This window comes from Streptomyces xanthochromogenes, from assembly GCF_014650455.1.
In the GTDB taxonomy this organism is placed as follows: domain Bacteria; phylum Actinomycetota; class Actinomycetes; order Streptomycetales; family Streptomycetaceae; genus Streptomyces; species Streptomyces xanthochromogenes.
In genome coordinates, this window is record NZ_BMUZ01000009.1 from 155,806 (window position 1) to 169,458 (window position 13,653).

A 13,653-nucleotide genomic window follows, 5' to 3' on the forward strand; every position below is an offset into this window, starting at 1 on the left:
CCGGATCCGGTTCTGCCGCTGCAAGGGGCGCGACCGTGTGCGGGGCCGCTGCTGCCGGCAGCGCCACCACAGCGGGGGCAACGACCGCCGCAGCGAGGAGCGCGGACGCGGCACGTATACGCGAGTGGTATCTCGGCCAGATTCTGGCTTGTCGCCTGTACACCTCATCCATCCTTTCCGAGGAGAGCAAATTGAAGGCGACTCTATAGGGCCGGAATCAACTGCCGAGACGGGCCACCAACTTCCGATCTCGCCACATTGCCTCCACATCAACAAACGCCCACACTTGTGACTGTTCACCTCAAATTGGACGCACAGGTATCTCTTAGGTTTCAAACCATCAACCCTCTTGACCTGCACCATCATCGAGATGTAAAGATGATGTAAGCGGGCGGGCATGGGCTCCAGCGGCGCTACCCTATTCTTTTTCCTCTGCCCGTAAAAACGGTAAGTTGACAGCTTATTTACACGGCTTGGTACGCTCCGGCGATCATTTTTAGGATGCGCAAGGGGTGGGACGTGAGCCGTTTCGGCATGCGCGCACTGGCCGTTTCTGCGGCCGCTGCAATCATGGTGGGGGTGCTGCCGACAATGTCGGTAGCACAAGGGAAGGATCCCGGTCTACCGGGGCTCAAACAGCCGAGAGCTGTGCCAGTGGAGAGGGCGCAGCCGGGCGGGATGAAGCGGAAGGACGCCGCGGCCACGCCGTGGAAGAAGCCCGAGGTGACCTGGCCGTCTGCTGGCACCGCCGAGGTTGATCTCGCCCCCGGGGGTGCGGATGCGAAGCGTGATCTCCGGTCTGCCGAACGGCCAACGGCCAAGAAGAGAGCAGGCTCTCTGCCGGTTTCCGTCACGACCGGTACGGGCAGCCAAGGCTTCAACCAGACAGACCCAGCCAAGGTGCAGGTCCGGATCGCAGACCGTGCGGCGGCGCAAAAGGCCGGTGTCAATGGGCTGCTTCTGTCCGTCAGCCGGACTGACAACAGCACCAGGCCCGGCTCGACGCAGGTCGAGGTGGACTACACGGCTTTCAAGGGCGCATACGGGGGCGACTGGGCGTCCCGCCTTCGCCTGGTCGAGCTCCCGGCCTGTGCTCTCACCACGCCCGACGAGGCCAAGTGCCGCGTCGGCACGCCGCTGGTGACGACTAACAACACCAAGGCCAACACACTCTCCGCCAACGTCGGTTTGGCAGGCGCCGCACCGATGTTCGCCCGCAGCGCGGCCAGCGGTGCGACAGTGCTCGCTGCCACCGCGGGCAGCTCTGGCGGCTCCGGCGACTACAAAGCCACTCCGCTGGCGGCTTCCGGGGCCTGGAGCGCCGGTGGGTCGGGCGGAGCCTTCAACTGGTCCTACCCGATCAGCGTGCCGTCGGTCCCTGGGAGCCTCCTGCCCGCACTGGGTCTGAACTACAGCTCCCAGGCCGTCGACGGTAAGACCGCCGCGTCAAACAGTCAGTCCGGCTGGCTCGGTGACGGCTGGTCGATGGAACCCGGCTTCATCGAGCGTCGCTACAAGCCGTGCGTCGATGACAAGACCGGCAGCACCAACACCAGCAAGGTCGGCGACCAGTGCTGGTACAACGACAACGCCACGCTGTCACTCAACGGCAAGAACACCGAGCTGGTCTACGACAAGACCACCGGCTGGCATCCCGCTGACGACTCGGGCGAGAAGGTCGAGAAGCTCACCGGCGCCGACAACGGCGACAAGGGCACGGCCGGAGCCAACGGCGAAGGAGGGGCGGGCGAGCACTGGAAGATCACCACGCCCGACGGCACCCAGTACTTCTTCGGCCTGAACAAGCTCCCCGGCTGGCGGGCTGACAATCCCGATACCAAGGACAAGGTCGACCCCGATCCGGTCACCAACTCCACCTGGACGGTGCCTGTCTTCGGCAACCAGTCCGGTGAACCCTGCTACAACGCTTCCTTCGCCTCCGCCTGGTGCCAGCAGGCATGGCGCTGGCAGCTCGACTACGTCGTCGACCTGCACGGCAATGCCATGTCCTACTACTGGAACACCGAGACCAACAACTACGGCCGCAACGTCACCGAGAGTACCGGCAAGGCCACGCGCACCTCGTACGTACGGGGCGGATGGCTCGACCACATCGACTACGGCCTGCGCTCCGACAGCGTCTACACGGCCAAAGCCATGGGCCAGGTCAAGTTTGATGTCGACGAACGCTGCCTCACCACATGCGGCTCCTTTGACGAGGCCAATCGGCTGAACTGGCCGGACGTCCCCTTCGACCTGTACTGCAAGGACGGTGCCACTGAGTGCGAGGGCCAGTTCTCGCCGACATTCTGGACACGTAAGCGGCTCACCAACATCACCACACGGGTTCTGAGCGGGGGCGCCTACAGCGATGTCGACTCCTGGGCCCTTGATCAGAACTTTGCCACTGATGCCGGAGACGGCATCTCGTATCCGATGTGGCTGAAGTCCATCAAACGAACGGGCAAGGCCGGCGGCAACACCACGCCTGTGCCGCCCGTGACCTTCATCGGTCAAGGCAAGCCCAACCGGGTCGACAAGACCGGTGACGGCCTGGCCCCGTACATCCGGCTGCGCATGTCGCAGATCACCACGGAGTCGGGTGCCACCATCGGCGTCGACTACCTCGACTCCGACTGCACCGCTGCCACTCTTCCGCCCGCAGACGGCACGAACACCACCCGCTGCTTCCCCGTGAAGTGGCACTTCGAAAACGAGAACGCCAAGCAGGACTGGTTCAACTCCTACGTCGTCCAGCGCGTCATCGAAGGCGACAACCTGGCGACCACCCCGGACACGGTGACCGAGTACAGCTATCTCGGTGGCGCCAAGTGGGCCAAGAGCACGGACGAGTTCACCAAACCGGAGGACCGCACGTTCTCGGTCGCCCGCGGCTACGAGCGGGTCCAGACCCGCAAGGGCGCCGGCAAGGAACAGCGGACGCTCACCGAGACCCGCTACTTCCGGGGTATCGACGGCGCCGCGGTGAAGGACTCCGCCGATGTCAGCGTGACCGACCGCGAGCAGTTCGCCGGCATGAAACGAGAGACCGCCACCTACAACGGCGACGGCGGGGACCTCGTCTCCGCCACCTCCTACACTCCCTGGCGCTCCGGCAGCACCACCAGCCGTACCCGCACCGGGCTGCCGGACCTGCAGGCTTTCCACACCGGGACCGAGAAGGAATCCACCCGCACCACCGTCAGTGACGGCACTCGCACGACGGAGCTGATCCGTCACTACGACAGCTACGGAATGCCGGACACCGTCTCCCAAAGCGGCGATACCGGGAAGTCGGGTGACGAGCAGTGCACCACCACGACCTACGTGCGCAACACCGCAATATGGCTGCTGGACACCGTCTCACAGACCAAGACGGTCGCTCTGCCGTGCGACAAGGCGGTCGGTGCAGCCAGCGACACCACCATCGACGACACCCGCACGTACTACGACAACCACACCGACGTGACCACAGCCCCAACCAAGGGCGACGTCAGCAAGACCGAAAAGATCAAGGGTAGCGGCCAGGGCTACGACACGGTCAGCTCCGTCCCCAGCACCTGCGGCCCGCTCAAGACCGCGCTCTGCTATGACCAGTACGGCAGGACACTGGCATCGTCGGACGCCTACGGGAAGATCACGACCACAGCCTTCACCCCGGCTGCCGGTGAACCCGCCACAAAGAAGTTGGACACCAACCCCCTGGGCCATACCGTGACCACTCTGCTGGATCCGCAGCGAGGGCAGCCGACGCAGGTCACCGACGCCAACGGCAAGGTCACCACCAACGCCTACGACGGCCTCGGCCGTGTCACCAAGACCTGGATCCCCACGCGTTCAGCGAGCGAGTACCGCAACTCGCCCAACTACACGTTCGACTACCTGATCCGCAACGACGCCCCCAACGTCGTCACCAGCACGAAGCTCACGCACGACGACGCACGAGAAACCACCTACACCTTCTACGACGGCCTCCTGCGCCCCCGGGAGACCCAGACAGAGTCCCCCGACCGCTCCGGCCGACTCATCACCGAGATGTTCTACAACACCCGTGGTGAGACCAACCGATCCTCCGGGACCTACTACGCGACGGGCAAGGCCGAACCCGTACTGGTGACCGGCGCCGAGTCCTCGGACTACCCGGCCTCCGCCGAGACCATCTTCGACGGCGCCGGCCGCACCGTGGCCTCGATCAGCAAGCGATTCGGCGACGAGATAACCCGCAGCACCACGCGCTATACGGGTGACACCACCACCATCGTCCCGCCCAGGGGCGGCACCACCACCACAACCGTCGTGGACGCTCTGGGCCGCACCATCGAGCAGAGGCAGTACACCGACGCGGACAGCAAGAACTTCCAGTCCACGCTGTATACGTACAACAGCCTCGGACGCCTGGAACAGCTCACCGACCCGTCCGGCGCCAAGTGGACCTACCGGTATGACACACGCGGCCGCCAGACACACGTCGTGGATCCCGACAAGGGCGCGTCCGACACCGTCTATGACCAGGGCGACCGTGCCACCGACGTCACCGACGCCCGCGGCATCACCCTGCACACCGACTACGACGCTCTCGGACGGCCCACCGCGCGGAAGAAGGACACGGCCACGCTGGCCACCTGGACCTACGACACCGCGGCCAAGGGCAAACCCGCGAAGACAACTCGGTACGACGGCACCAATGCCTTCACCTCCGAGGTCAAAAGCTACGACGACCTCTACAACCCCAATGACACCGCCGTGACGGTGCCTGCCAGCGAAGGCAAGCTGGCCGGCACCTACGAGTGGTACGCCCAGTACAACGCCAACAGCAACCAGCTCACCGATCTCTACCAGCCCGCCCTCGCCGACCTGCCTGAGGAGACCGTCAACACCAGCTACACGGCCGTTCACGGACTGCCCAACACGGCGCACGCCGGCAACGACCCGCTGCTCTCGGACGTCACCTACGACCACTACGGCCGCGCCACCCGCCTGGAGTACGGCGCCTTCGGCCAGCACGTATGGTCCACGACCGAGTACGACGACCACACGGGCCGCCCCAACCGCGTCATCACCGACAAGGACACCGCACCCAAGCGCGTCGACGACACCAAATACACCTACGACCCGGCCGGCAACATCACCTCGATAGCCACCGCCATCGGCCAGGACGCAGCCCGCACCACCGACACCCAGTGCTTCACCACCGATGCCCTCCAGCGCATCACAGAAGCCTGGACCAACACCGGCGAACAGTGCGCCAGCGCACCATCAGCCGCCGCGGTCGGCGGCCAGGACGCCTACTGGACCAGCTACAGCTACGACCCCGTAGGCAACCGCAAGACCGAGAGTCAACACGCGACTGCTTCAGGACCGTCCTCTGAGATCACGCGCACATACGCAACCTCCGACGTCGGGAAGCACAACCTGACCAAGGTCACGCAATCAGGCCCCAGGGCCCACGACGAGACCTTCACGTATGACGCAGACGGCAACACCACAACCCGCTCCATCGGGCCGGGCACGCAAACCCTGACCTGGGATGACGAAGGACACCTCAGGACCCTCACAGACGGCAGCAACACCAGCAGCTACCTGTACGACAGCGACGGACAGCGCCTCATCCGACGCGACTCCACTGGCGTCACCCTCTACCTCCCCGGCGGAAACGAACTCCACGCCGACCAAGGCGGCCGCGTCACGGGCACGCGCTACTACAGCGCCGCAGGAGAGACCGTCGCCATGCGCACCGGCGGCAAACTCACCTACCTCCTCGACGACCACCAAGGCACCGTCAACAGCCAGATCTCAGCCGACGCCGCCCAGAGCGTCACTCGCCGTAAAGCCACCATCTTCGGTGCAACCCGGGGCGACCAGCCCACGAACTGGACCGGAGACAAGGGATTCGTCGGGGGCACCAAGGACGCCGACAGTGGCCTCACCCATCTTGGCGCACGGGAGTACGACCCAATGACGGGTCGCTTCATCTCCGTCGACCCAGTCCTCGTACCGGAAAAACCGCAATCCCTAAACGGATACAACTACGCCGAGAACAATCCCGTAACCCAGAAGGACCCCACGGGCCTAAACGCAATGCGCAAGTGCTCCGACGACTGCGGAGCGCAAGACATATTCGAAGATGAATATGTGGCGCCGAACATTGTACAGGGAGAAACATGGAGCGGGAAATACGGGAAGAAGTGGCCGAAGGATAATAGACCCCCCAGGGGGGGAAGAAAGTCCATACTGGGCGAACTAGTGACGACCACACCAGTACGGCCCATATTCGGTGGAATTCTTGGAATCCTGAGCCAACTCGACAAGACTATTAATATCGATTGGTGGAAGTTTATAAACCTCAGCAAGCCTGACCGACTCTCCGAGGACGAATACAAGAACCTGGTAGCGAACTGCCAGTCGTCGTACGGCCTAGCAATCACTGACTGCGCTAACCTCCCGGTACTTATCGTGGACGGAAAAAGCACTCCAGAGATTGCCATCAATGACCAGTCGGCAATTGACGCCGGACACCCATTCATGCTCCATCGGAATAGGGGAGGTAAGGAGATCGACCGCAATCGCGAGTTGGCCGGTTGCATGGCCGCCTGGAAGTCACCCGGCAGCTGCGATGAGTACCCGTTCGCCAGTAGTATGGAAGGTGGGATCGGCGCCCAAACTAGAGGCGTACCCGAGTGGGAGCAGAGACAGCAAGGAACAGAACTCTCAGCCTTCCTCACCTCAAACAAGGTCAAGGCAGGGGATCCCTACCTTGTCGCCGTAATCAACGTTCGTCGAGTAAAGGGCGGCTACGCCGCACCGTAGAAGGAGACCCCTATGGGCAAGCTGGTATTGAAACGCCATCTTTCGACGCAGCACGGACTGGTGGCGTTCCAGGACTACGAAACCGAAGATAACCCCGTCGCCGAAACCGGCAACGAGGTGACCATTTCCCTTCCTGGCAAAATCTTTGTCGCAACACAGAATGACTCGGCTGGAGATGTCGAAGCGCGCGTCTATGTAGGCGAACCCAACATGCCGAACGGGCGACTCGTGCTAGAACATGCCATGGTTTTCCGCTCATCTTTTCTGTCGATCACCCGCATCGGGGATTTCGAAGAAGAGGATCTCTTCATGCCCCGCACAGGCAAGTGGAACGTGCGGGTTTTTGTGGAAGGTAAGCCTCATCCGCATACGGTAGCTCTTTGCCTCGACGAAGCGGAATGGCTTGCCGCAGGCGGAGAGATCAAAACAGTCTCCGTAGAGTAACTGCTCTTACATCGAACGGCCGCCGGTTTTTCTGGGCTGACCTCCGATCGGAAATAGAGTCGGCGTTCGAGTAGGGGGGCCACCGAGGCGGGTGGCCCCCCGTTACCTTCTTCGTGGCTCCGCAAATGGGGCTACGTGCCGGCTACCTTGAGTTGTCGTCACACCACGAGCTGGTTTCAGGTGGCGAGTGAGCCACGCAGAAAGCTCGGCCGGGTAATCCCAGCCGAGCCTTCTAATTGAGCGCCATTTGAATTATTGGGCGTTGTAAGATTCTGGGTGCCCACGCGCAGCGCCGACCAGTTAGAGGTCTCCCTCAGGTACTACCGGTGAGGATCAGTTTGTGCTCTTCCGGCGGTCATAGTCAGACGCGGGGCAGCGGATACGGTGCCGCCTCGTACTTCGGCGGCCGCGTATAGCCAAGAAGCCAGCCGAAGCGCGCAGACAGGTGCTCCTCGGCGAAACGGAAGACCGCGTAGTAGGCGAAGGAAGCCACGGGCGTGAGGACTCCGGTCACGGCCGTCTCATCGAGGTCGATGCCATGCCGTAGAGCCACGGCGATGAGCCAGCCGACTGCGACCGGCACCCCCGTGCGCAGCAGTGAGGCGTACACGTTCATGTGGTGGTGCTCCTTGTTCTGGGGGTGGGGTCAGCTGAAGAGTCGGCGCCAGGTTTCCGGGCCGGGGTAGCCGTCGGCGTCGGAGCCGGTCCAGCCCTGGGCGCGCTGGAAGTCCTCGGTGTTCTGGCGGTCGGCCTCACCCCAGTCCCGGGAGGGGCCGACCTTGTAGTGGCGGCCGTATCCCTTGCGTACGAGCTGCTGGCCGGGAAGAAGAATCGAGTCGTTGACCTTGCCGTTCCCGAACGCCGAGGCGCCGGGGAACGCAGGAAGGCTCGGGGTCGGCTTTCCGCCGGAGGAGCCGCCGTTGAGGTAGCGCGCGACGCGGGCGCGGAAGTCGTTCATGAAGAAGGAGGGGTCGGGCTTGCCCGGCTGCCATTCCTTGTGGCCGATCACGGACCGCTGACTCCAGCCACGCGCCCGGCACAGCGCGGCGGCCCAGCGCGCGGCCGCGTCCACCTGGGCCTCGGGCCACGTGTCCCTGCCGTCACCCGTGTTGATCAGCTCGGTGCCGTAGAAACGGCTGTTGCCGTCGGTGTTCACCTCGTTGTCGGCGGGCAGGGCCCGTTCGTCGATGACGGCCTGGAGGACGTCGTCGTCGCCAAGGCCGGCATGGTTCGCCCGGCCCCAGCCGACCATGTTGCAGGTGCCTGCCTTGTCGATCACGGTGTGGCACAGCGGGCCCGGCAGGCCGGAGTAGCCGGCGTAGCAGAGGTCGACCATCTGAGCCTGGCTGGAGTAGTCGCCGGTGTGATGGATCACGACACCGTTCATCGGACCCCAGGAGCCGTGGCCCGCTCGGGCTGACGACTCAGCCGACCCGCTTCGGCCCTGCAAGTATCACGTCGGCGGGCACCCGGTACGCCCATGTGCCCGAGCAGTGCCCGACTGCACGTGCTGCGAGCCTTTCACCTGCGGGAACTCGTCCCCAACCCCTGCCAGAGAAAGGGGTTGGACCAGCCGCCCGTCCATACGGTGGGGAACGGAGCCGCTAGCCCTGCGAGTTGGCCGTCCACCTTGATCCGCACCTCGCGGTTGGGCCCGGCCGCGGCCTTGCAGGAGTACGGGGCGGGTTCGGGCACGGCCAGGTACCAGAACTCCTCGCAGCCGCCGCCCGAGCCGGTCGCGTAGACCTCGGCCACGACGCGTTCCGTGTTGCGCGACGTGGTGACCTGCGCGGCATCCAGCGGGAGCACGGTGTCGGGGGTCGCGGCGGCGGGAGTGCGGCGGTCGGCGGCGTAGAAGGTGAGGGTCACCTTGACGTCGATGACGCCGGTGTAGGTGTCGTCGACGGTGTTGCCGATGAGCATCTCCACGGGCTGGGCGGAGCGGAGGACGGGGCTGTAGCGGGTGACGTCCTTCTCGACGTTCCAGGCAATGCCGTCCACCGAGGGCTCCGGCGTGGAGGTGCGCAGCACCTCGGTGCCGCCCACGTGGAGGTAGCCGAGCCGGTCGTACTGACGACCCTTGACCTTGCCGTCGAGGCGGAGCACCACCTTGCTCCAGCGGTCGCCGCAGCCCCTGGGCGGGGTGTAACTCCCCCGGTACGGCGTGAAGTCGCGGAACTGGGCCTCGGCCAGGGTGACTTGGCAGGACTTGGTGTGCGGCTTCGCCACCGGCGGCGCCGCGGTCAGCGGGTCGTGCCAGTCGGTGCCGAACTCGGCGGGCGGGGCGTCGGCCGCGTGGGCCGGGCCCGCGCCGAGCAGCAGTCCGGCGGCCAGCGTGAGGCCGCCGAGCATGGACATGATCCTTCGTCGTCTCATGGGTCAGGAGTGAAGCGCGAGCGCGGCCGGGGCGCCAGACCCGGAGCCCGGGCCATGGCGGGTTCCGGGCCCCAACGCGGAAAAATCGATTGAAATCAGCAACAGGAAAGAGCGAACCTTGCACGGCTTCCACCCCTCGATGCAAGGAACCCCGGGACGCCATGCAGATTCGCGATCTCCCCTACACGGATCCAGGCGAACCGGATGTCCGCTCGGGTCCCCGCTTCCTTTACTGGCTGGGCCGCAACCAGCTCGGCGGGCAGCTCAAGGCCCTCGGCTGGGGTCTGCTCCAGCAGTGCGGCATCGCCGGGCTGCCGCTGACCGTCGGCTTCGCCGTACAGGCCGCCATCGACCGCTCCGGCAACCGGCTGGCGCTCGCCGCGGGCCTGAACGTGCTGCTCGGCTGTGCCATCGCGCTCGGCGAGATGATGCTGCACCGCACGGCGGTCACCAACTGGATCACCGCGGCCGCCCGGGTGCAGCAGCTCCTCGCCCGCAAGACGGCCGAGCTCGGCTCGGTGCTCACGCGCCGGGTCGCGGCGGGCGAGGTGGTGGCCGTGTCGACCGGTGACGTGGAAAAGATCGGCTGGTTCGTGGAGGCGCTCTCGCGCTTCGCCGCGGCCGCCGCCGCACTGGTGATCATCTGTGTCGGGCTGCTGGTCTACGCGCCCGCGCTCGGCATCGTCGTCGCGATCGGCGTACCCGTACTCGCCCTGGCCGTCCTGCCGTTGCTGCCGCGCGCCACCAGACGCGCCGACGCCCAGCGCGAAAAGGCGGGCCGGGCAACGGAGTTGGCGTCCGACACGGTCGCCGGCCTGCGGGTCCTGCGCGGCATCGGCGGCGAGGAGCTGTTCCTCGGCCGCTATCGCGAGGCCTCGCAGGAGGTCCGCAGGGCAGCCGTGCGCAGCGCCCGCATGTGGTCGCTGATCTCGGCGGTCCAGGTGCTGCTGCCCGGACTGCTGCTCATCACGGTCGTCCTGTACGGCGCCCACCTGGCGCTCGCGGGACGGATCTCGGTGGGCGAACTGGTCACCGTGTACAGCGCGGTGACGCTGATGATGTACCCGCTGCAGCACTTCGAGGAGATCGCGATGGCGTACTCGTTCTCGCGCCCCTCCGCGAAGCGGGCCGCACGGGTGCTCGCGATCCAGCGGGTCACCGACCCGGCCGGGACGGACACGGGGGTGCCGTCCGGGCCGTCCGCGGTTCCGCCGTCGGGCGACCTGCACGACCCGGTGACCGGGCTGCTGGCACCCGAGGGCCGGCTCACGGCCGTGGTCTGCGGCGACCCGGACGCGGCCGGACGGCTCGCGGACCGGCTCGGCGGGCATCCCGCCGAATCGGCCGGGGAGTCCTCGGTGCTGCTCGGCGGGGTGGCCCTCGACGGGCTGCCGCTGGAGAGCGCCCGCACCGCGGTCCTCGTCCAGGACAAGGACCCGGTGCTGCTCTCGGGCACGCTCCGCGAGCTGCTCGACGTGCCGTCGTCCGGACAGGTCCAGGCGGCGGACGCGCTGGCGGCTGCGCAGTGCGGCGACGTACTGGAGGCCCTCGCGCAGGCGTCGGTGGACCCCGGGCAGGACCCGATGGCCACCCGGATCACCGAGCGCGGGCGCTCGCTCTCGGGCGGTCAGCGTCAACGCCTGGCGTTGGCACGGTCGTTGGTGACCGACCCGGAGGTCCTCGTCCTGGACGAGCCGACCTCGGCGGTCGACTCGCACACCGAGGCGCGGGTCGCGGCGGGCATCCGGCGGCTGCGGGCCGGGCGCACCACGGTCGTGTTCACGTCGTCGCCGCTCCTGCTCGACCTGGCCGAGCGGATCGTGTTCGTGCACGACGGCGAGGTCGCTTCGGTCGGTGTGCACCGCGAGCTGGTGCACACCGACGCCCGCTACCGGGCGGTGGTCACACGTGAGACGGACGAGGACGGGCCGAAGGCGATGCGGCGGCAGACCGCCCCGGCCATGGAGAAAGTGGAGGAGACGGCATGATCGGCGTGGCAGCACCGGAGTACGACCCGGCGGCCCCGCAGTCGGCCACCACCCTGCCGGTGGGCACCCCGGCGACGGTCCGCGCGTACGTGCGCGAACTCATGCGGCGCCACCGCAGGGCGTTCACGATCCTGGTCGCGGTCAACGCCGTCGCCGTCGTCGCGTCGATGGTCGGCCCCTACCTGCTCGGCGGCGTCGTGGAAGACCTGTCGAACGGGTCGCGCGACCTTCAACTGGGCCGAGTGGCGGCCCTGTTCGCGGCCGCGCTGATCATCCAGACGGTGTTCGTACGGATGGTGCGGCTGCGCGGCGGGATGCTGGGCGAGGAGATGCTGGCCGATCTGCGCGAGGACTTCCTGGTGCGGTCGGTGGGGCTGCCGCCGAGCGTCCTGGAACGGGCCGGTACGGGCGATCTGCTGTCCCGGATCACCACGGACATCGACCGCCTGGCCAACGCGATGCGCGAGGCCGTGCCGCAGCTCGCCATCGGCGTCGTGTGGGCGGCGCTGCTGCTCGGCGCGCTCGGCGTCACGGCTCCGCCCCTCGCACTCGCGGTACTGATCGCGCTGCCGGTGCTCGTGACCGGGTGCCGCTGGTACTTCCGGCGGGCCCCTGCGGCCTACCGCTCGGAGGCCGCAGGGTACGCGGCGGTCGCCTCCGCGCTGACCGAGACGGTGGACGCGGGGCGCACGGTCGAGGCGCACCGTCTGGGCGCGCGCCGGATCGCCCTGTCCGACCAGCGGGTCAAGGAGTGGACCGCGTGGGAGCGGTACACGCTGTGGCTGCGGTCGGTGCTCTTCCCCGTGGTCAGCATCACGCATATGACGATCATGGTGTCGGTGATCACGATCGGCGGGGTCTTCGTCCTCAAGGGCTGGATCACGGTCGGCCAGCTCACCACGGGCGCGCTGCTCGCCCAGATGCTGGTCGAGCCGGTCGGGCTCATCCTGCGCTGGTACGACGAGCTCCAGGTCGCCCAGGTGTCGATCGGGCGGCTGGTCGGCGTCCGGGACATCGAGCCGGACACGGGGGACGCGGGGGTGCGTCCCGAGGGACGCCACGTCGCGGCGGACGAGGTCCGCTTCGGCTACCGCGAGGGCGTGGACGTGCTGCACGAGGTGTCGCTCTCGGTGGCTCCGGGCACCCGGGTCGCCCTGGTGGGCCCCTCGGGCGCCGGCAAGTCGACCCTGGGGCGGCTCCTTGCGGGGATCTACTCACCGCGTGAGGGGCGGGTCACGCTGGGCGAGGCCGAGCTGTCGCGGATGCCGGCGGAGCGGGTGCGCGAGCACGTCGCCCTGGTCAACCAGGAGCACCACGTGTTCGTGGGCTCGCTGCGGGACAACCTCCTGCTCGCCCGCACGTGCGCGCAGGACGCCGAGCTGTGGGCGGCGCTCGGGGCGGTCGACGCGGACGGATGGGCGCGGGCCCTCGCCGACGGGCTCGCCACGGAGGTCGGCTCGGGCGGACTGTCCCTCACCCCGGCCCAGGCCCAGCAGATCGCGCTGGCCCGGCTGGTCCTCGCGGACCCGCACACGCTGGTCCTGGACGAGGCGACCTCGCTCCTGGACCCGCGCGCGGCCCGCCATCTGGAGCGCTCGCTGGCCCGCGTCCTGGACGGCCGCACGGTGGTGGCGATCGCGCACCGGCTGCACACCGCGCACGACGCGGACGTCATCGCGGTGGTGGAGGCCGGCCGGATCGTGGAGCTGGGGAGCCATGAGGAGTTGGTGGCGGCGGGTGGCGCGTATGCGGCGCTCTGGCGCTCCTGGCACGGATAGCCTGCGGCGCGCGGCAGGGGGCTCGGCACCCGGTACCGGGCCCCCTCCCCTCCCCGGCCCACCGGGGCTGGGCCCCGGGCCCCCGTTCGCTGTCCCTGGCGGACTTGTTCGCTATTCCTGGCGGACTTGTTCGCTATTCCTGGCGGACTTGTTCGCTGTCCCTGCGGACCGTGCGGGGCTGGTCGCGCAGTTCCCCGCGCCCCTCAAGGGGCACCTCATCGCCGGCGCCCGCACACCCAAGCCTCGCTTCACGCTCATTC

At 67.0% G+C, this 13,653-nt stretch carries 6 protein-coding genes and 1 pseudogene; 4 read left to right on the forward strand and 3 right to left on the reverse strand.

The window, feature by feature from the left end:
* Window positions 1-519 precede the first annotated feature (519 nt).
* Window positions 520-6,807, forward strand: coding sequence for a NucA/NucB deoxyribonuclease domain-containing protein (locus IE267_RS23470; RefSeq protein ID WP_189764577.1), 6,288 nt, complete (start codon window positions 520-522; stop codon window positions 6,805-6,807).
* Between the two features lie 12 nt (window positions 6,808-6,819).
* Window positions 6,820-7,251 carry a hypothetical protein gene (locus tag IE267_RS23475; protein ID WP_189764578.1) on the forward strand — a complete coding sequence of 144 codons (432 nt, stop codon included), beginning with the start codon at window positions 6,820-6,822 and terminating at the stop codon, window positions 7,249-7,251.
* A 361-nt stretch (window positions 7,252-7,612) separates the two neighbouring features.
* On the opposite strand, the gene IE267_RS23480 is transcribed toward IE267_RS23475, so the two are convergent.
* From IE267_RS23480 to IE267_RS23490, 3 genes and pseudogenes are all read right to left on the reverse strand, one after another.
* Complete coding sequence (locus tag IE267_RS23480) at window positions 7,613-7,867, reverse strand: hypothetical protein (RefSeq protein ID WP_189764579.1); 255 nt, start codon at window positions 7,865-7,867, stop codon at window positions 7,613-7,615.
* A 30-nt stretch (window positions 7,868-7,897) separates the two neighbouring features.
* Window positions 7,898-8,638: a peptidoglycan-binding protein gene (locus tag IE267_RS23485; protein ID WP_268251570.1), complete on the reverse strand. Its 741-nt coding sequence runs from the start codon at window positions 8,636-8,638 to the stop codon at window positions 7,898-7,900.
* 164 nt (window positions 8,639-8,802) lie between these two features.
* Window positions 8,803-9,627: pseudogene (locus tag IE267_RS23490) on the reverse strand (peptide-N4-asparagine amidase); the annotation flags it as partial.
* Between the two features lie 161 nt (window positions 9,628-9,788).
* On the opposite strand from IE267_RS23490, the gene IE267_RS23495 reads away from it, so the two are divergent.
* Together IE267_RS23495 and IE267_RS23500 are read left to right on the forward strand one after the other, a co-directional pair.
* Entirely contained in the window at window positions 9,789-11,615 is a 1,827-nt protein-coding gene (locus IE267_RS23495) for an ABC transporter transmembrane domain-containing protein (RefSeq protein WP_189764581.1), read from the forward strand.
* Entirely contained in the window at window positions 11,612-13,393 is a 1,782-nt protein-coding gene (locus tag IE267_RS23500) for an ABC transporter ATP-binding protein (protein ID WP_189764582.1), read from the forward strand. The genes IE267_RS23495 and IE267_RS23500 overlap by 4 nt, the downstream gene beginning before the upstream one ends.
* Window positions 13,394-13,653: the final 260 nt, after the last annotated feature.

What these genes read in the sequence shown, in the direction of transcription:
- IE267_RS23475 (WP_189764578.1), top strand. Translation starts at nt 6,820, where the DNA reads ATGGGCAAGCTGGTATTGAAACGCCATCTTTCGACGCAGCACGGACTG.
- IE267_RS23480 (WP_189764579.1), bottom strand. Translation starts at nt 7,867, where the DNA reads ATGAACGTGTACGCCTCACTGCTGCGCACGGGGGTGCCGGTCGCAGTC.
- IE267_RS23485 (WP_268251570.1), bottom strand. Translation starts at nt 8,638, where the DNA reads ATGAACGGTGTCGTGATCCATCACACCGGCGACTACTCCAGCCAGGCT.
- IE267_RS23495 (WP_189764581.1), top strand. Translation starts at nt 9,789, where the DNA reads ATGCAGATTCGCGATCTCCCCTACACGGATCCAGGCGAACCGGATGTC.
- IE267_RS23500 (WP_189764582.1), top strand. Translation starts at nt 11,612, where the DNA reads ATGATCGGCGTGGCAGCACCGGAGTACGACCCGGCGGCCCCGCAGTCG.